The organism is Actinomadura sp. NTSP31, assembly GCF_041951385.1.
In the GTDB taxonomy this organism is placed as follows: Bacteria; Actinomycetota; Actinomycetes; order Streptosporangiales; family Streptosporangiaceae; genus Spirillospora; species Spirillospora napierensis.
In genome coordinates, this window is the sequence record NZ_JBGNUT010000034.1 from 64,113 (window position 1) to 88,685 (window position 24,573).

The 24,573-nt window shown below is 73.7% G+C and carries 21 protein-coding genes; 6 read left to right on the forward strand and 15 right to left on the reverse strand.

Features of this window, described 5'->3' with window-relative positions; genetic code table 11:
* Window positions 1–51 precede the first annotated feature (51 nt).
* Window positions 52–1,665: a phytoene desaturase family protein gene (locus tag ACA514_RS39895; protein WP_375046498.1), complete on the forward strand. Its 1,614-nt coding sequence runs from the start codon at window positions 52–54 to the stop codon at window positions 1,663–1,665.
* 22 nt (window positions 1,666–1,687) lie between these two features.
* Here the strand turns inward: ACA514_RS39895 and ACA514_RS39900 are convergent, their stop codons facing one another.
* From ACA514_RS39900 to ACA514_RS39920, 5 genes are read right to left on the reverse strand one after another with little or no spacing between them, the layout of a single operon-like run.
* Window positions 1,688–2,857: an ABC transporter ATP-binding protein gene (locus ACA514_RS39900; protein WP_375046499.1), complete on the reverse strand. Its 1,170-nt coding sequence runs from the start codon at window positions 2,855–2,857 to the stop codon at window positions 1,688–1,690.
* Between the two features lie 9 nt (window positions 2,858–2,866).
* On the reverse strand, window positions 2,867–3,697 hold the full coding sequence (locus ACA514_RS39905) for a carbohydrate ABC transporter permease (protein WP_375046500.1): 831 nt from the start codon (window positions 3,695–3,697) through the stop codon (window positions 2,867–2,869).
* A complete protein-coding gene (locus ACA514_RS39910) occupies window positions 3,697–4,632 on the reverse strand; it encodes a carbohydrate ABC transporter permease (RefSeq protein WP_375046501.1) in 936 nt (311 codons plus the stop codon). Before ACA514_RS39910 ends, ACA514_RS39905 begins: the two co-directional genes overlap by 1 nt.
* Window positions 4,629–5,903: an ABC transporter substrate-binding protein gene (locus tag ACA514_RS39915; RefSeq protein WP_375046502.1), complete on the reverse strand. Its 1,275-nt coding sequence runs from the start codon at window positions 5,901–5,903 to the stop codon at window positions 4,629–4,631. Before ACA514_RS39915 ends, ACA514_RS39910 begins: the two co-directional genes overlap by 4 nt.
* A gap of 14 nt (window positions 5,904–5,917) precedes the next feature.
* On the reverse strand, window positions 5,918–7,219 hold the full coding sequence (locus ACA514_RS39920) for an NAD(P)/FAD-dependent oxidoreductase (RefSeq protein ID WP_375046503.1): 1,302 nt from the start codon (window positions 7,217–7,219) through the stop codon (window positions 5,918–5,920).
* A gap of 274 nt (window positions 7,220–7,493) precedes the next feature.
* Between ACA514_RS39920 and ACA514_RS39925 the strand changes: the two genes are divergently transcribed.
* Complete coding sequence (locus tag ACA514_RS39925) at window positions 7,494–7,928, forward strand: CBS domain-containing protein (protein WP_375046504.1); 435 nt, start codon at window positions 7,494–7,496, stop codon at window positions 7,926–7,928.
* A 198-nt stretch (window positions 7,929–8,126) separates the two neighbouring features.
* Here ACA514_RS39925 and ACA514_RS39930 read toward each other — a convergent pair whose 3' ends face one another.
* The gene (locus ACA514_RS39930) at window positions 8,127–9,590 is read right to left on the reverse strand and encodes a PLP-dependent aminotransferase family protein (RefSeq protein ID WP_375046548.1); all 1,464 of its coding nucleotides are present in this window, start codon (window positions 9,588–9,590) and stop codon (window positions 8,127–8,129) included.
* Window positions 9,591–9,689: 99 nt separating this feature from the next.
* On the opposite strand from ACA514_RS39930, the gene ACA514_RS39935 reads away from it, so the two are divergent.
* On the forward strand, window positions 9,690–10,322 hold the full coding sequence (locus ACA514_RS39935) for a YitT family protein (RefSeq protein WP_375046505.1): 633 nt from the start codon (window positions 9,690–9,692) through the stop codon (window positions 10,320–10,322).
* Between the two features lie 30 nt (window positions 10,323–10,352).
* On the opposite strand, the gene ACA514_RS39940 is transcribed toward ACA514_RS39935, so the two are convergent.
* The 4 genes from ACA514_RS39940 to ACA514_RS39955 form a co-directional block, all read right to left on the reverse strand.
* Window positions 10,353–11,483, reverse strand: a complete 1,131-nt coding sequence (locus tag ACA514_RS39940) for a glycerate kinase (RefSeq protein ID WP_375046506.1) — start codon at window positions 11,481–11,483, stop codon at window positions 10,353–10,355.
* A gap of 2 nt (window positions 11,484–11,485) precedes the next feature.
* Entirely contained in the window at window positions 11,486–12,376 is an 891-nt protein-coding gene (locus tag ACA514_RS39945) for a hypothetical protein (RefSeq protein ID WP_375046507.1), read from the reverse strand.
* Window positions 12,373–13,503, reverse strand: coding sequence for an LD-carboxypeptidase (locus ACA514_RS39950; protein ID WP_375046508.1), 1,131 nt, complete (start codon window positions 13,501–13,503; stop codon window positions 12,373–12,375). The genes ACA514_RS39945 and ACA514_RS39950 overlap by 4 nt, the downstream gene beginning before the upstream one ends.
* A gap of 91 nt (window positions 13,504–13,594) precedes the next feature.
* Entirely contained in the window at window positions 13,595–14,362 is a 768-nt protein-coding gene (locus tag ACA514_RS39955) for an NAD-dependent deacetylase (RefSeq protein WP_375046509.1), read from the reverse strand.
* A 107-nt stretch (window positions 14,363–14,469) separates the two neighbouring features.
* Between ACA514_RS39955 and ACA514_RS39960 the strand changes: the two genes are divergently transcribed.
* Complete coding sequence (locus ACA514_RS39960; protein ID WP_375046510.1) at window positions 14,470–15,453, forward strand: sulfotransferase; 984 nt, start codon at window positions 14,470–14,472, stop codon at window positions 15,451–15,453.
* 8 nt (window positions 15,454–15,461) lie between these two features.
* Here the strand turns inward: ACA514_RS39960 and ACA514_RS39965 are convergent, their stop codons facing one another.
* Window positions 15,462–17,420, reverse strand: coding sequence for an ABC transporter ATP-binding protein (locus ACA514_RS39965; protein ID WP_375046549.1), 1,959 nt, complete (start codon window positions 17,418–17,420; stop codon window positions 15,462–15,464).
* Between the two features lie 255 nt (window positions 17,421–17,675).
* On the opposite strand from ACA514_RS39965, the gene ACA514_RS39970 reads away from it, so the two are divergent.
* Window positions 17,676–19,598, forward strand: coding sequence for a Xaa-Pro dipeptidyl-peptidase (locus ACA514_RS39970; RefSeq protein ID WP_375046511.1), 1,923 nt, complete (start codon window positions 17,676–17,678; stop codon window positions 19,596–19,598).
* 109 nt (window positions 19,599–19,707) lie between these two features.
* Here the strand turns inward: ACA514_RS39970 and ACA514_RS39975 are convergent, their stop codons facing one another.
* The 3 genes from ACA514_RS39975 to abc-f all read right to left on the reverse strand — a co-directional run bounded on the left by ACA514_RS39975 (window position 19,708) and on the right by abc-f (window position 22,668).
* Window positions 19,708–20,544, reverse strand: coding sequence for an enoyl-CoA hydratase/isomerase family protein (locus ACA514_RS39975; RefSeq protein ID WP_375046512.1), 837 nt, complete (start codon window positions 20,542–20,544; stop codon window positions 19,708–19,710).
* A 196-nt stretch (window positions 20,545–20,740) separates the two neighbouring features.
* The gene (locus tag ACA514_RS39980) at window positions 20,741–20,953 is read right to left on the reverse strand and encodes a helix-turn-helix domain-containing protein (RefSeq protein WP_021596738.1); all 213 of its coding nucleotides are present in this window, start codon (window positions 20,951–20,953) and stop codon (window positions 20,741–20,743) included.
* Between the two features lie 116 nt (window positions 20,954–21,069).
* A complete protein-coding gene (gene abc-f, locus ACA514_RS39985) occupies window positions 21,070–22,668 on the reverse strand; it encodes a ribosomal protection-like ABC-F family protein (RefSeq protein ID WP_375046513.1) in 1,599 nt (532 codons plus the stop codon).
* A 269-nt stretch (window positions 22,669–22,937) separates the two neighbouring features.
* Here abc-f and ACA514_RS39990 point away from each other — a divergent pair, with 269 nt between their 5' ends.
* Entirely contained in the window at window positions 22,938–23,735 is a 798-nt protein-coding gene (locus tag ACA514_RS39990) for a VOC family protein (RefSeq protein ID WP_375046514.1), read from the forward strand.
* A 76-nt stretch (window positions 23,736–23,811) separates the two neighbouring features.
* Here the strand turns inward: ACA514_RS39990 and ACA514_RS39995 are convergent, their stop codons facing one another.
* Window positions 23,812–24,573 (reverse strand): AIM24 family protein, encoded by a 762-nt coding sequence (locus ACA514_RS39995; RefSeq protein WP_375046515.1) that lies wholly within the window; start codon window positions 24,571–24,573, stop codon window positions 23,812–23,814.

Consider the following 24,573-nt stretch of genomic DNA (forward strand, 5'->3'; position numbering starts at 1 on the left):
GGGGTAGGACGCCCGCACACGCCCTAGGGTGATCTTGGGAGGCGGTGCGAGATGGCGGACGCCGTGGTCGTCGGCGCGGGGCCCAACGGGCTGGTGGCGGCCAACCTGCTGGCCGACGCGGGCTGGGACGTCCTGGTGCTGGAGGCGCAGCCCGATCCGGGCGGCGCGGTGCGCAGCGACCGGGGCGTCCACCCCGACTACGTCAGCGACCTGTGCAGCGCGTTCTATCCGCTGGGCGTGGCGTCGCCGGTGATGCGGGGGCTCGGCCTGGAGCAGCACGGGCTGCGCTGGAAGCACGCGCCGGCGGTCCTGGCCCACCCGCTGCCGGACGGGCGCTGCGCCGTGCTGGAACGCGACCCCGACGCGACGGCCGCGAGCCTCGACGCGCTCGGCGCCGGCGACGGCGAGGCGTGGCTGCGGCTGTGGGAGCTGTGGGAGGAGATGGGCGAGGAGGTGCTGCGCGCCCTGTTCACCCCGTTCCCTCCGGTCAAGGCCGCGCCGCCGCTGGCGGCGGCCGCGCGGCGGGCGGGCGGGCTGCGCGTCCTGCGCTCGCTGCTGGCGCCCGTCCGGACCCTCGGCGAGCAGGAGTTCACCGGACCCGGCGGGCCGCTGCTGCTCGCCGGGTCGGCGCTGCACACCGACATGTTCCCGGAGAGCACGGGCGGCTCGGTGTTCGGCTGGCTGCTCGCCATGATCGGGCAGCGGCACGGGTGGCCGGTGCCGGAGGGCGGCGCGGGCGAGCTGACCGCCGCGCTCGTGCGGCGGCTGGAGGCGCGCGGCGGGCGGGTCCGGTGCGGCACGCCCGTTTCGTCGGTGATCGTGCGCAACGGGCGGGCGCTCGGGGTGCGGACCGCGTCCGGCGAGCCGGTGCGGGCCGCGAAGGCGGTGCTGGCGGACGTCTCGGCGCCCGCCCTGTACGGCGGCCTGGTCGGCTGGTCCGACCTGCCGGCCTCGCTGCGCGCGGACATGCGCCGCTTCACCTGGGACCACGCCACCTTCAAGGTCGACTGGGCGCTGTCGGGGCCGATCCCCTGGGCGTCGCCGGACGCGGCGCGGGCCGGGACCGTCCACCTGTCCCCCGGCATGGACGCCATGACCGACTACAGCGGCCAGATCGCCACCGGGCGCGTCCCGTCCGAGCCGTTCGCGCTGCTCGGCCAGATGACGACCGCCGACCCCGCGCGCTCCCCCGCCGGCACCGAGTCGGTGTGGGCGTACACGCACGTCCCGCACCGGGTGAAGGGCGACGCCGGTCCCGACGGCATCACCGGCGCCTGGGACGGGCGCGAGCAGGACGCCATGGCCCGCCGCGTCGAGGACGTGATCGAGCGCCTCGCGCCCGGCTTCCGCGACCGCGTCGCCGCCCGCCGGATCATCGCCCCTCCCGCGTTCGCCGAGCACAACGCCAACCTGGTGAACGGCGCGCTGAACGGCGGCACCGCGATGATCCACCAGCAGCTGGTGTTCCGGCCCGTCCCCGGCCTCGGCCGCGCCGAGACGCCCGTCGCCGGCCTCTACCTGGCATCGGCGTCCGCGCACCCGGGCGGCGGCGTGCACGGCGGCTGCGGAGCCAACGCCGCCCGCGCCGCCCTGGCCCACGCCTCCCCGGCGGGCCGCCTCCTCACCCCCGCCCTGCGCTCCCTCCGCGCCCTCCTCGCCCCCTGACCGGCGGGCGGGACGGAGGGGGTCACGCGTTCTCGGTGAGGTTGAGGCCGGTCTCCGGCTCGAACAGGTGGATCGACTCGGGGTCGTATTCCAGTTCGAGCATGCGGCCCTCGCCCGCCCCGGACCTCGGGTCCAGGCGCGCGACGATCTGCGCGTGCCGGTGCGAGTGGCCCTGGAAGGCGTCCTCGAGGTGCTCGGAGTCGACCGTCGTGCCCGGCTCCAGGTCGATGTAGGCGAGCTTCTCCGCGCCGAGCGACTCCAGGATCTCCACGCGCCCGCCGAAGGTGAGCCGGCCGCCGTCCCCCTCGCGCCGGTCGAGCCGGGCGTCGGCGAACGCCTCCGGCCGGACGCCCAGCACGACCCGGCCCGGCGAGCGGTGCGCCGCCAGCGCCCGCCGCATCCGCTCCGACAGCGGGATCTCGCCGAGCACCGAGTGCAGCGCGCCGCCGGCGACCTCGGCGGGCAGGAAGTTCATCGCCGGCGAGCCGATGAACCCCGCCACGAACAGGTTGTGCGGATGGTCGTACAGCTCCTCGGGAGTGCCCACCTGCTGGACGACCCCGCGCCGCATCAGCACGATCCGGTCGCCGAGCGTCATCGCCTCGGTCTGGTCGTGGGTGACGTACACGGTGGTGGTGCCGAGCTGGTTCTGCAGCCGCGAGATCATCGTGCGCATCTGCACCCGCAGCTTGGCGTCCAGGTTCGACAGGGGCTCGTCCATCAGGAACGCCTTGGGGTTGCGGACGATCGCGCGCCCCATCGCGACCCGCTGCCGCTGCCCGCCCGACAGGTGCGCGGGCCGGCGGTCCAGGAACGGCTCGATCGCCAGGATCCGCGCCGCCTCCTCGATCTTGGCGTTCGCCTCCGCCTTGTCCATCCGGGCCAGCCGCAGCGGGAAGCCGATGTTCTCCCGGACGGTCATGTGCGGGTACAGCGCGTAGGACTGGAACACCATCGCGATGTCGCGGTCGCGCGGCGCCCGGTCGTTGACCCGCCGGCCGTCGATCAGCAGCTCGCCCTCGCTGATGTCCTCCAGCCCCGCGATCATGTTCAGGGTGGTCGACTTCCCGCAGCCGGACGGGCCGACCAGGATGATGAACTCCCGGTCGGCGATCGTCAGGTCCAGGTCCTGCACGGCGGTGGTGCCGTCGGGGTAGCGCTTGGTCACCCCGGACAGAACGATCTCAGCCATCGCGCCCCCTCAGCCCTTCACCGCGCCGGACGTCAGACCGGCGACGATCCGGCGCTGGAACACCAGCACGAACACCACGATCGGGATCGTGATGACGATGGCGGCCGCGGCGATCGACCCGGTCGGGTTCTCGAACTGCGAGGAGCCGGTGAAGAAGGAGATCGTCGCCGGCGCGGTCCGGGCCCGGCTGGAGGACGTCAGCGAGATCGAGAACAGGAAGTCGTTCCAGCACACGATGAACGCCAGGATCGCGGTCGTCACCACGCCCGGCGTCGCCAGCGGCACGATGACCAGCCGGAACGCCTGGAAGGGCGTGGCGCCGTCCATCTTGGCGGCCTTCTCCAGATCCCACGGGATCTCCCTGAAGAACGTCGACAGCGTGTAGATGGTCAGCGGCAGCGCGAAGGTGATGTACGGCAGGATCAGGCCCGGCCAGGTGTCGAACAGCCCGAGCGACCGCTCGATCTCGAACAGCGGGGTGACCAGCGAGATCTGCGGGAACATCGCGATCAGCAGGGACAGGCCCAGCACCAGCGGCTTGCCGGGGAAGTCCAGCCGCGCCACCGCGTACGCCGCCATCGTGCCGATGGCGATGGCGACCACGGTGGAGACCAGCCCGATCCCGATCGAGTTGCCGAGCCCGCGCACGAAGTCGGCGTTGTCGAAGATGCCCCGGTAGTTGCGCCACGTCCACCTGGTCGGGAAGAACGTGCCGTCGGTGAAGGTCGACGGGTCCTTGAACGACAGCGACGCGATCCACACCACCGGGATCAGCGCGTACAGCAGGACGAGCAGGTTGACGACGCTCCAGCGGGTGATGCCGCCCGCGGTCCGGTCCATCAGCGCCTCCCCCCGTCGGGCGCGCTCGTGCCGAGCACCTTGACGAACACGAACGCGATCAGTGCGACGGCGACGAAGATCAGCACCGACATGGTGGAGCCGATGCCGAGGTTCAGCCCGCCGATCAGGTTGTGGTAGGCGATCAGCGACACCGAGCTGGTGTTCTGCGCGCCGTTGGTGAGCACGAAGATGTCGTCGAAGATCCGGAACGCGTCCAGCGTGCGGAACAGCAGCGCGGCCAGGATCGCGGGCTTCATCAGCGGCAGCGTGATCCGGGTGAAGCGCTGCCAGGCCGTGGCGCCGTCCATCGACGCGGCCTTCAGCGCGTCCTCGGGGACCAGCGCCAGCCCCGCCATCAGCAGCAGCGCCATGAACGGGGTCGTCTTCCAGATCTCCGCGAGGATGACGATCCCGATGGCCGGGAAATGGTCGGTGAGCGGCGCCGACCCGGCCGGCAGCAGCCGGGTCAGGAACCCGGTGCCGGGCGTCCAGGCGTACTTCCAGCCGTAGGCGGCGGCGACGGTGACGATCCCGTACGGGATGAGCACCACGGCCCGGACCAGCCCGCGGCCCACGATCGTCCGGTACATCACCAGCGCGATCACCATGCCGAGGACCAGTTCGACCGCGACGCTGACGACGGTGACGAGCACCGTGACGGCGAACGCGTTCCACCAGAACGAGCTGCTCAGCACGGTCGCGTAGTTGTCCACCCCGATCCAGGCCTTGCGGGCGGGGAAGCGCAGGTCGAAGCGCTGCAGCGACAGCAGCACCGAGTACACGATCGGCCAGCCGGTGACGGCCACCATCACCACGGCGGCGGGCGCGCACAGCATCCAGCCGAGCCGCCGCTCCGACCGCCGGTTGGCGCTCGCCTCGGCCGCCGGCCGGCGCACCGCCGGGATGGCCTCCGCGCCGCTCAGCTCCTCGTTCATGGAAGCACCCCCTTGCTCTGCAACGCGTCCTCGATCAGGCCCCGCAGCGTGCCCAGCGTGCGGGGCGGGTCGATGGACGACGGCGGCGACAGCGTCTCCGCGGACACCGTCGACACGTTCTGGTAGGTCGGGGTCAGCGGGCGGGGGGCGGCGGTCCTCAGCGCGTCCAGGATCGCCTGCCGCATCGGGTAGGCCTTCGCCATGCCGGGCGCGCGGTACACCGACTCGATCGCCGGCGGGAGCCCGTCCTGGATGGCGGCGGTCCGCTGGCTGCGCCGGTCCCGCAGGCACAGCGCGGCCTGGAACGCGGCGTCCGGCTTGGCGGAGTAGGTGCTGACGGCGAAGTTCGCCCCGCCGAGCGGAGCCCGGCCCGGCCCGGTGATGCCGGGGTAGGGCGCCCACCTGAACCTCTTCAGCAGCCCGGGCTTCATCTTGGCCATCGAGGCGTACACGAACGGCCAGTTGATCTCGTAGGCGCCGCGTCCGGACTCCACCGCCAGCCGCGCGTCGTCCTCCTTGGTGTTGGACATCGACGGGTCGGCGGCGGCGGACCGGGCGAACTGCCGCATCGTCCGCAGCGCCGTCAGCGCGGACGGCCCGAGGTCGACCCGGCGGCCGTCGGGGCTGAGGATGCGCCCCCCGGCGGACGCGACGAGGCTGTTGAACCAGACGACGAGCCCTTCGAACTGCGCGCCGGTCACCTCGCCGTAGTGCGGCCGGCCCGCGGCGGCGAGCCGCTGCGACTCCTTGGCCAGGCCGGCCCAGGTGGACGGCGGGTCGGGCATCAGGTCGGAGCGGTACCAGAGCAGCTGGACGTTGGTGTTGTAGGGCGCCGCGTACAGCCTGCCCTGCCAGGTCCCGGTGCCGAGCGGCCCGGGCAGCGTGCCCTCGCGGGCCTCCCGCGCGTACCGGCCGGTCCACTCGCGGATCCAGCCGGCCTCGGCGAGCTCCGCGGTCCACGTCACGTCGAGGCCGAGGACGTCCAGCCCGGAGTCGCGGGCGGCGAGGCGCCGGACCAGCTGCTCGCGCTGGTCGTCGGCGCCGCGCGGCAGGGTGTTGACCACGATCCGGTACCGGCCGCGCGCCTCCCGGTTGCACCGGGAGGCGATCGCGCCGATGCTCTCCTGCGGCGCGTTGTACAGGTTCACGACGCGGCTCCCCGAGGCGCCCGACGCGCAGCCGGCCGCCGTCCCGGCGGTGAGCGCGGCGGCCAGCGCCGCCGCCGCGCGGCGCCTCGCCGGCGCGGCCGCCGGGAACGGTGCCCGCAGCATAGGCAGCGCCCTCGTCACAAGCTGTGCTCGACGTCGACGAGGCTGCTGGTGCGCGGGTCGAGCAGCCCGAGCCGGATCAGGTCGTCGCCGGCCGCCGCGTGGATCAGCCACTGGCCGAGCACCCGCGCCCGCGCCGACATCGACGGGACCGTCGCCAGATGGTAGCCGCGCGTGACGGCCTGGGCGACCACGCCGGTCAGCTCCTTCCCGAAGGGCCGCGCGACCGCCTGCGCGCCGCCGAGGTCGACCACCAGGCCGAGGTCCTTGTGCCGGTACTCGCGCGGTTCGTGGCCGAGCAGCGACGCGGCGACGTTGTGGGCGGCGACACGCGCCTGCCGGACGGCGTGCTGCGCCGTCGGCGGGCACGTCGCGTCACCGCCGCGCACCAGGTCGGGGACGGCGGCCGCGTCGCCGACCGCGAACACCTCGGGGAAGCCGGCGAGCCGCAGGTCCGCGCCGACCTTGACGCGGCCCCGGTCGGTGGGCAGGTTCAGCGTGGAGATCACCGGGCTCGGCGTCACGCCGGCCGTCCAGATCGCGGTGCGGCACGGCAGCGTGGTGCCGTCGGTCAGGTGCGCGCAGTGCGGCTCCAGCCGTTCCAGCGTGGTGCCGAGCCGGATGTCGACGCCGCGCCGGCCGAGCAGCCGCATCGCGTCCCGGCCGAGCCGCTCCCCCAGTTCGGGCAGCAGCTTCGGCGCGATGTCGATCAGCGTCCAGGTCAGCAGCGCCGGGTCCAGCCGGGGGAAGCGGCGCAGCGCCTTGGTGGTGAGCAGCTGCAGGTTCGCGCAGGTCTCCACGCCGGAGTAGCCGCCGCCGACGACGAGGAACCCCAGCCGCGCGGCCCGCTCCGCCGCGTCCATGCTGGCGTTGGCCAGCTCCAGCTGCGCGATGACGTGGTCGCGCAGGTAGACCGCCTCGGCGAGGTTCTTCAGCCCGTGCGCGTGCTCCTTCAGCCCGGGGATGTCGAACGTCCGGGTGACGCTGCCGGCCGCGAGCACCAGCCGGTCGTAGTGCAGCGACACCTTCGTGCCGTCGATCTTCTCCACGTCGATGACCCGCTCGTGCAGGTCGGCGCCGCGCGCCTTGCCGGGCAGCAGCTGGGTGCGGCCCAGCAGCCGGTGCAGCGGCCCGGCGATGGCGCGCGGGTCCAGCAGCCCGCCCGCCACCTGGGGCAGGAGCGGCTGGTACAGCGTGTAGCCGAACGGCGCGATCATGACGATCTCGGCCTTGGCGGGCCGGAGCAGGCGCTCCAGCGTGCGGGCGGTGTTGTAGCCGGCGAAGCCGGCGCCCACGATCACGATGCGGGAAACGGGCACGGCGGGCTCCCTGGTCACCTTCGGACGGCGTTCACTGAGTGATCAAGAGACCACACTACGTGACCGGTGATCCACTTCCACGGACCGGGGTCGGGTGAACACGACGTGTCAGGACGCGCCGGGCATCCCCCGGCGCGTCACCGGCCCGGCGCCGGTCCGGAAATGATGTACCGTGCCGGGGTTTTCCCGGACGCCGAACCATGCGACCTTGTCAGGAACGAACCCCCCGGCGGACGACCGCCGCGGGTCCGACACCGGCACCGGAGCGTGAGGCATGCGGATTCGCGACATCCTGCGGAGGAAGGGAGACGCGGTGGCGACGGTGACGCCCGACGCCACCGTGCGGCGGCTGCTCGCCGTCCTGGCCGAGCACAACATCGGGGCGGCGGTGGTGTCGCCGGACGGCGCGTCCATCGCCGGCATCGTGACCGAGCGCGACGTCGTGCGGCGCATGCACGACCGCGGCGCGGCACTGCTCGACCAGGCCGTCTCCGACATCATGACCACCGAGGTGCGCACCTGCGGCCCCGCCGACAAGGTCGAGGACCTGCGCCGCACCATGACCGACAACCGGTTCCGGCACGTCCCCGTCCTGGACGGCGGGCGGCTGGCCGGCATCGTCAGCATCGGCGACGTCGTCAAGAGCGCCATCGACGAACTGGAGAGCGAACGCGAGCACCTGGTCGACTACATCCAACGAGCGCCGTAACAAGGCCGACGAAGAGCAGACCCTGCCCCCGCGCCCGCAGAACCCCGACCGTAGCGATCGCGGGCGAAGCCAAGTTCGAGCTCGCGAAAACTTGATCGCGCAGCGAGGCCCCCAGGGCCGAGTCGAAGCGATGCGGCGATCGCCGCAGGGCCCATCGAAGGAAGGCGCTCTGGCGCCTGACGCCAAGGGCCCTGCAAACTACACGTAGGCGGGCAGCGGGCGGGGGGCCGGGGCCGCCTGGACCTCGCGGTAGGCCAGCGCGAGCCGCTCGACCGCGCCCCGCAGGGTGGCGGGCGGGAGGACGTAGGGCAGCCGGACGTAGTCCTCCAGGACGCCGTCGACCCCGAAGACCGGGCCCGCGACGACCCTGACGCCGAGGCGCTCGGCGGCCTCGGCGAGCATCGTGGCGACCGGCGCGTCCAGGCGCGCCCACAGCGACATGCCGCCGTCCGGCAGCCGGAACTCCCAGCCGGGCAGCAGCTCCCGCAGCGCGGCGGCGAGCGCGTCCCGGTTGCGCAGCAGGGTCGCGGCGCGCTCGGCCCGCACCTCCTCGACCCGGAGCAGCATCTCCCGGACGATCAGCTGGTCCAGCACCGGGCTGGCCATGTCGAACGGTTCGCGGGCCAGCACCAGCCGGCGGGCCAGCGGGCCCGTGGTGCGGATCCAGCCGATGCGCAGCCCGCCCCACATCAGCTTGGACGCCGACCCGATCGTGGCGACGCGCCCGCCGGTGTCGTAGGCGGCGACCGGCGGCAGCCGCGGCGCGTCCGGGTCGTGCGCCAGGTCGGCGAAGGTCTCGTCGACGACGACGAAGGCGTCCGCGCGGCGGGCCGCGTCGACCAGCGCGGCCCGGTCGTCCGCCGACATCAGGTGGCCGGTCGGGTTGTGGAAGTCGGCGATCGTGTAGGCCATCCGGACGGCGGCCTGCCGCATGCTGCCCGCGACCAGTTCCATGTCCCAGCCCTCGTTCACGCCGACCGGGACGAGCCGGGCGCCGCGGCGCCGCAGCGCGCCCAGCGCGTGCGGGTAGGTCGGGCGCTCCACCATCACCGGGTCGCCGGGCTCCACGAGCGTCTGCGTCAGCAGCGTGAACGCGTGCTGCGCCCCGGTGGTGACGACGATCTGGTCGGGCCGGGTCGGCACGCCGCGCGCCTCGTACCCGGCGGCGATCATCTCGCGCAGCCCGGCCAGTCCGGCCGGCTCGTAGCCGGGCCCGCCGCTGTAGCGGGGCAGCTCGTCCACGGCGGCGGCGACGGCCTCGTTGAAGATCTCCGGGGCGCCCGGGGTGGCGCAGCCGAGGTCGACGAACGCGGGGTCGTCGGGCACCGGGTGGGTCATGCCGTACCGGCCGCCGGGCGGCGGTGCGGGCGGCGGCTCCGCGGACGACATCCGGACCGGCGGGAGCGCCGTCCAGCTGCCCGCGCCCTGCCGGCTCTCGACGTAGCCCTCCGCGCGCAGCCGGTCGTAGGCGGCGGTGACGGTGGTGCGGCTGACGCCGAGCGCGGCGGCCAGGTCGCGTTCGGCGGGCAGCCGGGTGCGCAGCGCGAGCCGGCCGTCCAGGACGAGGGTCCGGACGGCGCGGGCCAGCGCGGCGTAGACGGGGCGCTCGCGCGGGACGTCGCCCAGCAACCGGGCCAATTGGGTGCCGCTGACGTAACGCATGCTCACACAGACCACTTTCGCATATTGGCCCTTTCCCTACAAGGCCACTTCTCCGCAGGATAGACCCGCAACCAGACCGGACTTCAACGGGAGCGGGAAATGGCCCTGATGGCGCGGCGCCTCCTTCAGCTGTACGCGGGATTGGCCTTGTACGGCCTCGGGATCGCGCTGCAAGTGTCCTCACGCCTCGGCAACGACCCCTGGGACGTCTTCCACCAGGGCCTGTCCCGCCGGTTCGGGCTGTCCATCGGCGCCTGGATCATCATCGCCGGGGCGGTGGTCATGCTGGCCTGGATCCCGCTGCGGCAGCGGCCCGGCCTCGGCACCATCAGCAACGTGCTGCTCGTCGGCGCCTTCGCCGACCTGTTCCTGTGGCTGCTGCCGAGCCCGGACGCGCTCGCCGCCCGCTGGACGTTCCTGGTGCTCGGCGTGGTGGCCGGCGGGTTCGCCACCGGCTGCTACATCGGCGCCGGCCTCGGGCCGGGCCCGCGCGACGGCCTGATGACGGGCCTCGCCGCGCGCGGGCATTCGATCCGGATCGTGCGCACCGGGATCGAACTGGGCGTCCTCGCGGCCGGCTGGCTGCTCGGCGGCACGGTCGGCCTCGGGACCGTGCTGTACGCCGTGGCGATCGGGCCGCTGGCGCACGTCTTCCTGCCCGTGCTGCGGATCGACGCCCCGGACGCCCCGGAGCCCGCCGCCGAGCCGGAGCCCGAACCGGCGTGCGCCTGACGCCGGCGCCGCCGGGCCCGGCCCGGAGGGTCAGCGCGCCGTGGCGAGGCGGACGACCTGCTCGGCGAGAGCGGTCAGGAGCGGCGCGGCCTCGGCCTTGAGCGCGTCCAGCGTGCGCGGGCCGTCGGCGATACCGAAGGCGGCGGTGAGCCCGAGGCCGTGCAGCTCGTCCAGCGGTCCCGTGACGCCGCCGGCCAGCGCGACGGCGGGGATCGCCCGTTCCTTCGCCAGCGCGGCGACGGCGGAGACCACCTTCCCGCCGGCGCTCTGGCCGTCCACCCGGCCCTCCCCGGTGATCACCAGGTCGGCGCCGTCCAGCGCCTCGCGCAGGCCCACGGCCGTGGCCACCAGCTCGGCTCCGGCGGACGGTTCGGCGCCCAGCACGGCGACGAGGCCGCCGCAGGTGCCGCCCGCGGCGCCGGCGCCCGGCAGGTCGTGGACGCGGACGCCGAACCGGTCGGCGAGCACGTCGGCGAACCGGGCGAGCGCCGCGTCCAGCTCACGGACCTGGCCGGGGTCGGCGCCCTTCTGCGGCCCGAACACGGCCGCGGCGCCGTCCGGGCCGACCAGGGGGTTGGTGACGTCGCAGGCGACCCGGAACCGCGCGGCGCGCACCGCGCCCGGGACTGCGGAGTCGTCGATCGCGGCGAGCCGGGCCAGGGCCGCGCCGCCGGGCGGCAGCTCCGCGCCGGACGCGTCCAGGAAGCGCACCCCGAGCGCGCGCAGCAGCCCCGCGCCGCCGTCGGTGCTCGCGCTGCCGCCGATGCAGACCAGCACGTCCCGCGCGCCGCGCCGGACCGCGTCGGCGATCAGCTCGCCGGTGCCGGCCGTGCCGGCGCCCAGCGGGTCGGGCGGGACGTCCTCGACCAGCGGCAGCCCGGACGCGGCGGCCAGCTCCACGACGGCGGACCGGCCGTCGCCCGACAGCGCGTAGGCCGCCTTCACCGGGCGCCCCACCGGGTCGGTCGCGGCGACCTCGACCAGGTCGCCGCCGCGCGCGGCCACGAAGCAGTCGAGGGTGCCCTCGCCGCCGTCGGCCATCGGCACGGCGACCACCTCGGCGCCGGGCGCGGCGCGCCGCGCCCCGGCCTCGGCCGCGGCGCACACCTGCGCCGCGGACAGGCTGCCCTTGAACGAGTCGGGCGTGATGACGATCTTCACTCTCAGTACTCCGCGGCGGATGTGGCCAGCACGGACGTGAAGTCGCGCGGCAGGACGAGCGAGTCGCCCTCGTAACGGGTCTCCAGATAGGTCAGCTCGCCCGCGCGCCACCAGTACAGGTGCGGGCTGAGCGAGCCCGGCCCCTCCTCGTAGGCGCGGTGCGCCTGCGCCTGCAGCTCGATCGCCGCGGCCACGGCGGCGCGGTAGCGGGCCCGGGGGTGGACCTCCGACATGCGCAGCGCGTGCGCGACGATCAGGCTGCGGTTGGGGGCGATGACCAGCGCGCCGTGCGGGCCGATCGGCAGGTACTCCTCCAGCCACGCCAGGTGGGTGACGGCGTAGAACGTCCAGCCGTGCAGCACCGACACCCGGACGCCGCCGAGGTCCTGCTCGTCGAGCTGGAGCGGCCCGTCCGCGCGGACGTTGGCGCGGCCCAGCATGAACAGCGCGTCGCCGGAGACCGGCCAGCCGTTCATCTCGTCGGTGGTGACGGTCCGGACGGTGGTGGGGGTGTCGACCACGACCGCCTCGATCAGCCCCGGCGCGAACGGCCGGGCCGCGAGCGCGCCGTTGTCGGCCTCGGCCGGGTAGATCCGGGTGCGCAGCAGGTGCTGGGCCAGGTCGAAGTCGCTGAGGTCGAGGGGCTCCTCGATCGCCGTGACGATCGTGGTGACGTGGTCGGACACCAGCGCCGGCCAGTCGTCGCGCGGCACCAGCCGGGCCAGCTGCCGCAGGTCGCGCATGCTGACGTGCAGCCGGTTGGCGCCCTCCAGCAGCATCACCTCTCCGGGGGCCCGGCTGCAGGCGTAGCCGAGGCTCTCGGCCACCAGTACCAGCAGCGAGTCGAGTGTTCCGTCGTCCCAGGGGTCGGGACGGGCGTGCCGGCCGCTCATCGCACACCTCCCGGCGCTTCCAGGGTCAGTACGCCGCCGCCCGGCCCGGGGTTCAGATCACCGGCCGGATCGCGGGCCTCGAGCACGGCGGGCGCGCCGAGCTCGAGGGTGCCCTGCCGGGGGCCGTGCCCGGCGGGCACCCCGGCGAGGACGGGCGCGCCGAGCGGCCCGAGCCGGGCGGCGAGCACGGCGTCCAGCTCGGCGGGGTCGCCGGAGCGTTCCCACGAGCCGAGCGCGAAGCCCGCGGCCCCGTCGAGCCAGCCGGCCTGGAGCAGCTGGACGAGCATCCGGTCGATCCGGTACGGCGCCTCCGTGACGTCCTCCAGGAAAACGATGCGGCCCTTCGCGGGCGGCGGAGCGTACGGGGTGCCGAGCAGTGCGGTGACCAGGGTGAGGGTGCCGCCGGTGAGCGGCCCTTCGGCGCGTCCCGGGCGCAGGGCGTGCGTGCCGGGCAGCGCCACGGTACCGCCGAACAGCGCCGCTCGCAGGCCGTCCAGGGCGCCGGCCCGGTCGGGCTCGGGGCCGCCGTCCGGGTGCGGCGCGCCGTCCGGTTCGGGTGCGCCGAGGTCGGCGATCATCCCGGCGGGCATCGGGCCGAACGAGGTGGTGACGCCGAGCCGGGCGCCGAAGCAGGCGTGCAGCGCGGTGATGTCGCTGGAGCCGTGCAGGATCTTCGGCCCGGCCCCGGGCGCCCGCGTCGCGGCGGCGAGGGCGTCCCAGTCGAGGTGGTCGAGCACGCGGGTGGCGCCGTAGCCACCGCGGGCGCAGACCACCGCGCGCACGCGCGGGTCGCACCAGGCGGCCTGCAGGTCGGCGGCGCGGTCGGCGTCGGTGCCGGCGAGGCGGTGCCAGTCGTCGCGGACCGGCTCCCGGGCCCCGAGGCCGACCCGGTCGAGGGCGTGCTTGCCCACCACGACGTCGAGGCCGAGGTCGCGCAGCACCGCGCAGCCCGCCTCCAGCCGGGCCGGCTCCGCGGGCCCGCTGGGCGCGACGACGGCGACCCGGTCTCCCGGGCGCAACCGCGCGTACCTGCGGATCTCCCCCTGTGCCGCCCCTTCGCCGGGCATGCCTGCGGCGGGCGCGTCGGACGGCCCCTCGCCCCCCTCCGCGCGGGCGCCCCCGCTCATCAACCCGATCCCTCCTCGCACCGCGACGGATAGAGCTTGTCAGGATCCGGCCGCCAGTGGAAGAGGCGCCCGGTCACGACCCGCCAACGGATCACCGCCCGGTGCCGAGGGCGATGCGGGCCAGCCGCGGCAGCGACGCCCCGATCGGCTCGCGCAGCACCGCGTCCGCGAGCCCGTCGTAGGGCGTCGGCTCGGCGTTCATGATCACCAGCCGGGCGCCGTGGTCGACGGCCTCCAGGCACAGCCCGGCGGCGGGCTGGACGGTCAGCGAGGTGCCGACCGCCAGGAACAGGTCGCAGGAGCGGGCCGCGGTGATCGCCGCGTCCAGCACGTCCTGCTCCAGCGCCTGCCCGAACGAGATCGTCGCGGACTTCTGGACGCCGCCGCACTCGACGCATGGCGGATCGTCCTCGCCCGCCTCGACCCGGGCGAGGACCTCCGGCATCGGGGTGCGCAGGCCGCAGGACAGGCAGACCGCGTCGCGCATGGTGCCGTGGATCTCGATCACCTTGTCCGGGCCGGACCCGGCCCGCTGGTGCAGCCCGTCGATGTTCTGGGTGATCAGCGCGCGCAGCCGGCCGGCCCGCTCCAGTTCGACGAGGGCGGCGTGCGCGGCGTTCGGCTCGGCGTCCCAGGCGGGGTGGTCGAGGCGGGCGCGCCAGGAGCGGCGCCGCACCTCCGGGTCGGCGATGTAGGCGCCGATCGTGGACATGGCCTCGGCGGAGGGGTCCTTGGTCCAGACGCCCTGCGGGCCGCGGAAGTCCGGGATGCCGCTGTCGGTGGAGATCCCGGCGCCGGTGAGGACGGTGATCGCCGCCGCCTCCGGCAGCAGCCCGGCGAGCGTGAGGGGTGCGTCCATTCCTCAAGGTTAGGGGCCGGGCGATCGGGCCGCGTCCCGGTTTCGGGCGGCCGCTACGGTGCGTCACGGCCCGACCGGCTTCCAAAAGGTGACAAACTTGGCCGGGTATGAGGTCGACGCCGCACATCCTGGTGATCAACGGCACCAAGGTCCACCGCCCGGTGTTCATCCTGGGCGCGCCGCACTCGGGTGCCGATCTCGTCGCGCGCGCCCTCAAGCGGTCCGCCGGGTTCCATCTCACCACCGGCCGTCCCGGCGTGCTGCGCGTCGTGTACGCCTTCGCGCGGCGGCCCGCCATCGCGACCGAGCGCGGGGCCGGCGCCGCGCGGGTGATCCGGGACGCCTACGCCGAGGCCTGGCAGATCTCCGCGCGGGCCTGCGCGGAATGCCCGGACGAGTGCCGGGAGCTGGCCGGGCTGCCGCCGCGCCCCGCGGTGCTGCGCGACCGGCCGGTGCACGACGGCGACGCCGAGGGGCCGTGCGTGCAGCCGCGCGGCATCTCCCGGTACGCCGACGCCTCCCCCGACCTGATCTACAGCGCCGACGTGCTGCTGGACGCCTTCCCCGACGCCCAGCTCGTCCAGGTGATCCGGGACGGCCGGGACGCGGTCGCCGACATGCTCGCCGACGAACGGTGCCTGGCCTGGTTCAAGCCGGGGCTCGCCAACCTCGACACGGTGTTCCCGAACCCGTTCTTCGGGGTCGAGGACCACACCGAGCGCAACCGCTGGCCGCGCGCGGCGACGGCGGTGAAATGCGCGCTGCGGTGGCGCGGGTCCGTGCGGCTCAGCGCCCGGCTGCGGCAGCAGGTCCCCGAGGAGCAGTTGTTCACCGTCCGGTACGAGGACCTGGCCGCCCGGCCCCGCCGGGTCGCCGCCGAGGTGTCGCGGTACCTGGACGCGGACGTGTCGAAGACGGCCCTGTCCGGCCTGGTCCGGGCGGGTTCGCGCGCCGCCCCGGAGTCCGGCGAGGCCGAACACGGTGTCGGCGCCTGGCGGGAGCGCCTGACGCCCCGGCAGCTCGCCCAGGTGGAGAAGGTCGCCGGGACGGAGCTGCAGCGGCTCGGCTACCGCCTCAGCACCGACACCTGACGGAGGGGCTACTCGGCGCCCAGGGGTTCGGTGGCCCGCTCCTCGTCCTTCTGGTGGGAGAACTGGGTGCGGTACAGCTCGGCGTACAGGCCGCCCTCCAGCAGCAGCTCCTCGTGCCGGCCGCGCTCGGCGACGCGGCCCTCCTCGATCACCAGGATCTGGTCGGCCTCCCGGATCGTGGACAGCCGGTGCGCGATCACCAGCGAGGTGCGGCCGGCCAGCGCGGTCCGCAGCGCCTCCTGGACGGCGGCCTCGGACTCGGAGTCCAGGTGCGCGGTCGCCTCGTCCAGCACCACCACCGACGGCGCCTTCAGCAGCAGCCGCGCGATCGCCAGCCGCTGCTTCTCGCCGCCGGACAGCCGGTAGCCGCGGTCGCCGACGACGGTGTCCAGGCCCTCGGGCATGCCCGCGATCAGGCCGCCGATCTGCGCGGCGTCCAGCGCGGCGAGGATCTGCCCGTCGGTGGCGTCCGGGCGGGCGTAGCGCATGTTCTCGCGGATCGAGTCGTGGAACAGGTGCGCGTCCTGGCTGACCACGCCGACCTCGGCGCGCAGCGAGTCGAGGGTGACGTCGCGGACGTCGACGCCGCCGATCTTCACCGCGCCGTCCGAGACGTCGTACAGCCGCGACACCAGGTGCGTGATCGTCGACTTGCCGGCGCCGGACGGCCCGACCAGCGCGACGAGCTGCCCGGGCTCGGCGGTGAAGTCGACGTCGTGCAGCACCTCCTTGCCGGGGGCGTGGTCGACGCGGGCGATCGACTCCAGCGACGCCAGCGACACCTCGTCCGCCGCCGGGTAGGCGAAGCGGACGTGCTCGAACCTGACCGCCGGGGCGTCCCGCCGGGCGGCGGCGTGCCCGTTGCCCTTGACCAGGTTCGCCGTGCTGCTCTCGCGCGCCGCGCTCAGCGTGCGGGCGCCCTCGCGGTCGCGGATGAGCGGCTTGAGGTCGAGCACCTCGAAGACGCGGTCGAAGCTGACCAGCGCCGTCATGACGTCCACGTGGACGTTCGACAGCGCGGTGAGCGGCCCGTACATCCGGGTGAGCAGGGTGGCGAGGGCGACGAGCGTGCCGAGCTGGAAGCTGCCGTCCACCACCAGGTAGCCGCCGACGCCGTAGACCATCGCGGTGGCGAGCGCGGCGACGAGCGTCAGGCCGGTGAAGAACACCCGCCCGTACATGGCGGAGACGACGCCGATGTCGCGGACCCGCGCGGCGCGCGCGGAGAAGTTCTCCTCCTCCTCGGCGGGACGGCCGTAGAGCTTGGCGAGCATGGCGCCCGCGACGTTGAACCGCTCGGTCATCAGCGAGCTCATCTCGGCGTCCAGCACCATCTGCTCGCGGCTGATCCGCGACAGCCGCTTGCCGACCCACTTGGCCGGCAGGATGAACACCGGGAGCAGCAGCAGCGCGATCAGCGTCACCTGCCAGGACAGGATCATCATCGTGACCAGCACCAGGACCAGGCTGATCACGTTGGAGACCACCGACGACAGCGTGGTGGTGAGCGCCCGCTGCGCCCCGATGACGTCGCTGTTGAGCCGGCTGACCAGCGACCCGGTCTGGGCCCGCATGAAGAACGCGACGGGCTGGCGCTGGACGTGCCCGAACACCTGGCTGCGCAGGTCGTAGATCAGGCCCTCGCCGATGCGCGCGGAGTACCAGCGCTGCGCCAGCCCGAGCACGGCGTCCATCAGGGCGAGCCCGGCCACCGCGACGGCGAGCCAGATCACCAGGTTCTGCCGGTGGTGCCCGATGCCGGTGTCGATGATCGACTTGAGCAGCAGCGGGTTGGCGACGACGACCACCGCGCCGAGCGCGTTGAGCCCGAGGAACAGGACCAGGTCGCGGGTGTAGGGACGGGCGTAGCCCGCGATCCGTTTGAACGTGCCGGGCTTGAGCCGCTGCTGGGTGACCGACTCGTCGCGGCGGAACGAGGCCATCACCTGCCAGCCGTTGCCCGGCATTCCCGGCATGCCCACTAGTGCCTCCGAGGGGTCGCCGCGCGCCCGGCACGGGATGGGCGCGCGTGAAACGTAATCAAGTAAGCATCTCAGTATCCGGCGGGCACAACGCGCGCCCGGCCGCCGCCCTTCCCGGCTCCGCTCACGGCGTAACGGCTCTGGACTTCCCGGCCGAACCGGTGGTTAATGTGATCAACAACTTCAGGCTCTCACCCCCCAGGAGCCCCCGTGCCCCAGCGCTCACCACAGCGCCCGCGCATGCGCCCGCCACGAGCGGGCGCGGGTGCCGCCGCACTGGCCACCGCCGCCGCGCTGCTCGCCACCGCCCTGCCCGCCGCGGCCGCGTCCGCGGGATCCGCGCCCGCCGCGCCGCCGCACCGGCTCACCGTCAGCGGCGGCGAGACGCAGCCGGTGTTCTCCCGCGCCGACGCCGTCACCCAGACGGTGAACATCGAGACCACCGCCGACAGCGACCGCGACGGCGTGCGCGACCGCGTCCAGCTGCGGATCATGCGGCCGAAGGAGACCGACACCGCCGGCCTCAGGGTCCCGACGATCATGGAGCCGAGCCCGTACTGGGCCGGCATCAACGACGTCCCGAACCACCCGGTGGACATCGGCGACGCGCGGGCCCGCGCGCTGACCACCACCCAGCGGAACCTCGCCGAGATGTTCCCGGGCTACTACGACAACTACTTCCTGCCGCGCGGGTACGCCGTCGCCGACCTCGACAGCATCGGGACGGGCGGCTCGACCGGCTGCCCGACGTCCGGGGACCGCAGCGAGCAGGCCGGCGCCAAGGCCGCCGTCGACTGGCTGAACGGCCGCGCCAAGGGCTGGGCGCCGGACGGCACGCCGGTGAAGGCCACCTGGTCGACGGGGAACGTCGGCATGATCGGCCAGTCCTACGACGGGACGCTGCCGAACATGGCCGCCGCGTCCGGCGTCGAGGGGCTGAAGGCCATCGTCCCGATCGCCGGGATCAGCAGCTGGTACGACTACTACCGCGCGGGCGGCGGCGTCGTCGCGCCCGGCGGCTACCAGGGCGAGGACCTGGACGTGCTGGCCAAGGCCGTGCTCACCCGGAAGAACCCCGAGGTCTGCAAGCAGGTCATCGACGACATCGAGGCCACCCAGGACCGCGAGACCGGCGACTACGGCAAGGTCTGGGCCGAGCGCGACTACGTCGGCCAGGCGCGGAACGTGCACGCGGCCGTCATGGTCGTGCACGGGCTCAACGACTGGAACGTCAAGCTCAAGAACTCCGTCCAGTGGTGGAACGCGCTGAAGAAGGCGGGCGTGCCGCGCAAGCTCTGGCTGCACCAGGGCAACCACTCCACGCCGTTCCGCTGGCGGGTGGAGGAGTGGCTGCGGCAGACGCTCCACTGGTTCGACCGGTACCTCTACGGCATCCGCAACGGCGTCGACAAGGAGCCGCGCGTCGACATCGAGCACGCGGACGGGACGTGGGAGACGGCGAAGGACTGGCCGGTCCCCGGCACCCGCACCGTCCCGGTCAGCCTCAACGCCGGCTCGTCCGGGCAGCCGGGCACGCTCGGCCTGCGCCCCGGGCACGGCGTGACGCAGTCGTTCACCGACGAGGGCAAGACCCGTACCGCCGAGGACCTGCTGGCCAACGAGGGGCAGGCCGATCCGAACCGGCTCGCCTACCTCACCGGGACGCTGGACCGGCCGGTCCGGATCGACGGCACGCCGTCGGTGTCGCTGCGCGCGTCCCTGGACGGCCGCTCGCCCTACCTGACGGCGCTCCTGGTGGACTACGGCACCGACAGCCGCCCGACCGGCGCCCGCGTCGATACCGGGCAGAAGGTCTGCTACGGGCAGAGCGTCCCGGGCGACGAGGGCTGCACCACGCGGCAGGCCCTCGCCATGCAGACGGCCCCGTACAAGATCATCACCAGGGGCTGGCTGGACGCGCGGAACCGGAACAGCTTCAGCCGCACCGACCCGATCACGCCGGGACGCACCTACGCGTTCCGCTGGGACCTCCAGCCGACCGACTACACCGTCAAGGCCGGCCACCGGCTCGGCGTGATCGTGCTGTCCACCGACCACGACTACACGCTGCGCTACCCGACCGGCACCGAGGTCACGATGAGGACGGGCGCCAGCCGCGTCGACCTCCCCCTCGCCCGCGGCGGCCGCGAGGCCCTCGGCTGACCGACCACGTTCACTCGCGGCGGGTCGCCGTCATGGCAGGACGCATAACGGCGACCCGCCGCAGGTCGGCGATGACGCGGGCGGGGCCGGCGGGAGGAGGGCGTGAGGGCTACTTGCCGAACAGGTCGCGGAGGCGGCCGGCCTGCTCGCGGCGCTCGGCGGCGCACTGCTGCTCGAGGGTGTTCTCGGGGGCCTCCCACAGCAGCCGCTTCGTGGCCACGGCGGCACCGGGGTTCACCGCGAGCAGGGACGCGACCAGGCCGTCGACCGCGGCGTCCAGGCCGTCGCGCGGCACCACGATCTCGGCGAGGCCGAGTCGGGCCGCCTCCTCGGCGTGGACCGTCCGCGCCGTCAGGCACAGCTCGAGGGCGCGCCCGATGCCGACGATCTCCACCAGCGGCTTGGTGCCGGTGAGGTCGGGGACGAGCCCGAGCGCGGGCTCCTTCATGCAGAACTTCACGTCGTCGGCGGCGACGCGGATGTCGCAGGCCAGCGCGAGCTGGAATCCGCCGCCGATCGCGTGGCCGTGCACCGCCGCGACGGTGACGATCTCGGGGCGCCGCAGCCAGGTGTAGCCCTCCTGCAGCTCGGCGATGAACCGGTCGGTGGCCTCGGCGTCGGAGCCGTCGGCGAAGCCCTCGCCGTCACCGGAGAACATCGACAGGTCGATGCCCGCCGAGAACGAGGGGCCGGCGCCGCGCAGCACGACCACCCGCACGCCGTCCGGCAGTGACCGGCCGATCGCGGCCAGGCCGCGCCAGGTGGCGAACGTCATGGCGTTGCGCCGCTCCGGCCGGTTCAGCGTGACGGTCGCGACCGCGCCGTCGACCTCCAGCCGCAGCCCGGCCTCGGCCAGCCGCTCCTGGAGCGGCCGCTCCCCGGCCGGCCCGGCCCCGGTGGGCCCGGTGGCCGTTTCCGGCCCGCTGCCGACCCTCGCGTCCGCCATCGACGTTCCCCTTCCGACGAGCGCGGCGGGCCCGCCCCGCCGTCCACGGGGCGGAACCCGACCTGCCCGCCGCCGCGACCGAACCCTACTCGGTGGGCCGCGGCGACGGATCAGGCGGTGCGCTCATCCGGGGGCCGTCGTCCGTCCGGGACCTGCGTCCGTTCGGGACCCGGGTCCGTTCGGGACCTTCGTCCGGTCAGGACTTCTTGCCCCGGGTCGCGCCGCCGCGACCGCGCAGGTTGACTCCGGACTCGGTGAGGATCCGGTGGATGAAGCCGTACGAGCGGCCGGTGGCGGCTGCCAGGGCGCGGATGCTCTCGCCGGAGTCGTACCTCTTCTTGAGGTCCGCCGCCAGCTTGTCGCGCTCGGCACCGGTCACGCGGGTGCCCTTCTTGAGGGTCTCGGCCACGAGTACCTCCCGTAGTGATGTGGTGACCGCTGCGTTATCCCCCGCCATGATCAGTCATTCCCGCGCGTTCGGCTACCCACTCGGCCAGAAAAGATCTGCGGAAGGCACCCTGCAGGTCACGCAAGTGCCACCAGATCGGCAAACTCGTCACTCCAGATGTCTTCGACACCATCCGGCAGCAAAATCACTCTTTCCGGCCGCAGCGCGTCCACCGCACCCTCATCGTGGGTCACCAGGACGATGGCTCCGGCGAAGGTGCGCAGCGCGCCGAGGATCTCCGCGCGGCTGGCCGGGTCGAGGTTGTTGGTGGGCTCGTCGAGCAGCAGCACGTTGGCGCTCGACACCACCAGCATCGCCAGTGCCAGCCGGGTCTTCTCGCCGCCGGACAGCACGCCCGCCGGCTTGTCGACGTCGTCGCCGGAGAACAGGAACGAGCCCAGGATCTTGCGGACCTCGACGGGCGCGAGGCCGGGTGCGGCCGTCTGCATGTTCTCCAGCACCGACCGCTCCACGTCGAGCGTCTCGTGCTCCTGGGCGTAGTAGCCGATGCGCAGCCCGTGGCCGGCCACGACGGTGCCGGTGTCGGGCTTGTCGACCCCGGCCAGCATGCGCAGGAGGGTCGTCTTGCCCGCGCCGTTCAGGCCCAGCACGACGACCCGGCTGCCCCGGTCGATGGCCAGGTCCACGTCGGTGAAAATCTCCAAAGATCCGTACGATTTCGACAAACCTTCGGCGGTAAGGGGGGTTTTGCCACAAGGTGCCGGGTCCGGGAAGCGAATTTTGGCCACCTTGTCGGCCTGCCGCTCCCCCTCGACGCCGGCCAGCAGCTGCCGGGCCCGCCGGTCCATCTGCTGCGCCGCCTTGGCCTTGGTCGCCTTCGCGCGCATCTTGTCGGCCTGCGACAGCAGCGCCGTGGCCTGCCGCGTCGCGTTGGCCGTCTCGCGCTTGCGCCGCCGCTCGTCGGTCTCGCGCTGGTCGAGGTACTTCTTCCAGCCGACGTTGTAGACGTCGATCACGCTGCGGTTGGCGTCCAGGTGGAAGACCCGGTTGACCACCACGCCCAGCAGGTCGACGTCGTGGCTGATCACCACCAGGCCGCCCTGGTGGGACTTCAGGAAGTCGCGCAGCCAGACGATCGAGTCGGCGTCCAGGTGGTTCGTCGGCTCGTCCAGCAGCAGCGTGTCGGCGCCGGAGAACAGGATCCGGGCCAGCTCGACGCGGCGCCGCTGGCCGCCCGACAGGGTGCCGAGCGGCTGCCCCATCACCCGGTCGGGCAGGCCCAGGCTGGAGGCGATCGAGGCGGCCTCGGCCTCGGCGGAGTACCCGCCGAGCACGTGCAGCCGCTCCTCCAGCCGCCCGTACCGGCGGACGGCCTTGTCGCGCTCCTCGCCGGTCGCGGTGGCCATCGCCTCCTCGGCGGCGCGCAGCTTGCGGACGACCTCGTCCAGCCCGCGCGCCGACAGGATGCGGTCGCGCGCCAGCTCGTCCAGGTCGACGCCGCGCGGGTCCTGCGGGAGGTAGCCGATGGTGCCCGAGGACGTGACGCCGCCCTGCGCCGGGATCGCCTCCCCGGCCAGCACCTTGGTGAGGGTGGTCTTGCCGGCGCCGTTACGGCCGACGAGGCCCACCCGGTCGCCGGGGTTGACCCGGAACGAGGCGGACTCGATCAGCAGCCGGGACCCGGCGCGCAGTTCGATGTCTTTCGCGATGATCACAGTGACAGGGCTCCCCTGACGGACGGCTCGATGGACAGGCGCACGAAACAGCGCGCCACGCGGTCCATCCGACCGGGGCGCGCTGGGCGGCCTGTCAACTCGGGAGCGAAACCATCACTCCAGTGTACGTGAAGCGGAGGCCGCTCCCGGCCATGCCGATCCGGCGCGGCCCGATGTGTGAACGGCCTGCCCGGGGCCAGGATGGAGGTACGGCGGGCGACGCAGGACGCCGGGGCCGCGAGGCCCCTGCACAAGGGAGTGTGAGTCGGATGACGCAGGTCACGAGCAACGTGCCGGAGGGCACACCGAACTGGCTCGACATCGGCCTTCCGGACCTCGACCGGGCCAGGACGTTCTACGGGACCCTCTTCGGCTGGCAGTTCGAGGACGCCGGGGCGGAGGCGGGCCACTACAACCAGTGCAAGCTGCGCGGCGTGCCGGTGGCCGGGATGATGCAGAACCCCGAGGACCGGCCGGACGAGTACTGGTGGACCGTCTACATCGCCGCGGACGACTGCGACGGGATCGCCAAGCGCGCCGCGGACGCGGGCGGCGAGGTCGTCGTGCCGCCCATGGACGTGATGACCATCGGCCGCATGGCGATCGTCAGGGACCCGCAGGGCGGCCAGTTCGGCCTGTGGCAGGGGCGCGACCACCACGGTTCGGGGATCGTGAACGAGCCGGGCTCGTTCGTCTGGAACGAGCTGGTCACCCCCGACGCCAAGGCGGCCGCGGACTTCTACCAGGCGGTGTTCGGCTACGAGCCGGAGCCGATGCCGGGCGACATGGACTACACCGTGCTGAAGCGCGCCGCGGACGGCCGCTACATCGGCGGCATCCTCGGCGGCGCCGACATGCTGCTCGGCAACGGCCGGACCCGCGTCCCGTCCTGGACGACCTACTTCGCGGTCGAGGACGCCGACGAGGCGGTCCGGAAGGTCACCGCGGGCGGCGGCACGGTCGACTCGGGGCCGGCCGACAGCCCCTACGGCCGGTCCGCGGCCGTGCGGGACCCGTTCGGGGTGCCGTTCCACGTCATGAAGCCCGCGCCCGAGCAGGGGACCTGACCGGCCCGCCGCGCCGGTGACGCCGCACCGATGGCGCGGCGGCGGGGGCCCGGGGAACGCCCCGGGCCCCCGAGGGTCAGCCCTGCCGCTCGGACGAGAGCCGCTGGGTGATCGTCCGCTGGAGCCGCTGCAGCCCGGACGCACCGACCATGCCGATCTGGCCTTCCAGGTCGCGCAGCAGCACGTCCTCGTTCATCACGACCTCCGACGACTGCATCAGCACGGTGCCCTGGCCGGTGAAGTCGAACTGGTGCTCCTCGCCCGACGAGCCGCCGACCCCGAAGACCATCCGCGCGGCGCCGAACGCGCCGCGCATGTAGGAGTGGTCGTAGTGGTGGCAGGGCGAGGGGCAGTCGGCCCAGCCCAGCAGCGCCTGCGGGTCGATCCGGATCGGCGGCTCGACGAAGTGGACGGGCCCGTTGGAGGCGGCCACGAACCGGCCCGTCCCGATCAGCGTCAGGAACCCCGGGATGATCGACTGCTTGAGCTCCAGGCCCGGCTCGAACGCCAGCAGGTTCCCGGCCCGGACGGTGAGGTTGCCGTCGTCCAGGTCGAAGGAGTTCACGTCGAACCCGCGGTCGGCGAGGAGCAGCCTGCCCCGCCCCTGCGCGACGATCCAGTCCTGGGCGTACAGCGGCGAGTTGAAGGTGTGCGCGACGAGGGAGTCCAGCGGCCCGGACGACAGCGCCTCGAACCTGATCTGCCCGTAGTAGGCGATCATCTTGCCCTTCTGCGCGAACCACTGCCCGTCGAGGTCGACGCTGAAGGCGTAGGGGTTGACGTTGTCGTTGGACGGGAGCGTGGCCGCGTTCCAGGTCTGCGTGCCGAACGTGCTCAC

Coding starts and splice junctions, on each gene's coding strand:
- ACA514_RS39965 (WP_375046549.1), bottom strand. CDS start 17,420: ATGCCGGGCAACGGCTGGCAGGTGATGGCCTCGTTCCGCCGCGACGAG.
- ACA514_RS39905 (WP_375046500.1), bottom strand. CDS start 3,697: ATGGACCGGACCGCGGGCGGCATCACCCGCTGGAGCGTCGTCAACCTG.
- ACA514_RS39975 (WP_375046512.1), bottom strand. CDS start 20,544: ATGGCGGACGCGAGGGTCGGCAGCGGGCCGGAAACGGCCACCGGGCCC.
- ACA514_RS39900 (WP_375046499.1), bottom strand. CDS start 2,857: ATGGCTGAGATCGTTCTGTCCGGGGTGACCAAGCGCTACCCCGACGGC.
- ACA514_RS39955 (WP_375046509.1), bottom strand. CDS start 14,362: ATGGACGCACCCCTCACGCTCGCCGGGCTGCTGCCGGAGGCGGCGGCG.
- ACA514_RS39950 (WP_375046508.1), bottom strand. CDS start 13,503: ATGAGCGGGGGCGCCCGCGCGGAGGGGGGCGAGGGGCCGTCCGACGCG.
- ACA514_RS39925 (WP_375046504.1), top strand. CDS start 7,494: ATGCGGATTCGCGACATCCTGCGGAGGAAGGGAGACGCGGTGGCGACG.
- ACA514_RS39895 (WP_375046498.1), top strand. CDS start 52: ATGGCGGACGCCGTGGTCGTCGGCGCGGGGCCCAACGGGCTGGTGGCG.
- ACA514_RS39915 (WP_375046502.1), bottom strand. CDS start 5,903: ATGCTGCGGGCACCGTTCCCGGCGGCCGCGCCGGCGAGGCGCCGCGCG.
- ACA514_RS39970 (WP_375046511.1), top strand. CDS start 17,676: ATGCGCCCGCCACGAGCGGGCGCGGGTGCCGCCGCACTGGCCACCGCC.
- ACA514_RS39910 (WP_375046501.1), bottom strand. CDS start 4,632: ATGAACGAGGAGCTGAGCGGCGCGGAGGCCATCCCGGCGGTGCGCCGG.
- ACA514_RS39945 (WP_375046507.1), bottom strand. CDS start 12,376: ATGAGCGGCCGGCACGCCCGTCCCGACCCCTGGGACGACGGAACACTC.
- ACA514_RS39930 (WP_375046548.1), bottom strand. CDS start 9,590: ATGCGTTACGTCAGCGGCACCCAATTGGCCCGGTTGCTGGGCGACGTC.
- ACA514_RS39960 (WP_375046510.1), top strand. CDS start 14,470: ATGAGGTCGACGCCGCACATCCTGGTGATCAACGGCACCAAGGTCCAC.
- ACA514_RS39935 (WP_375046505.1), top strand. CDS start 9,690: ATGGCCCTGATGGCGCGGCGCCTCCTTCAGCTGTACGCGGGATTGGCC.
- ACA514_RS39990 (WP_375046514.1), top strand. CDS start 22,938: ATGACGCAGGTCACGAGCAACGTGCCGGAGGGCACACCGAACTGGCTC.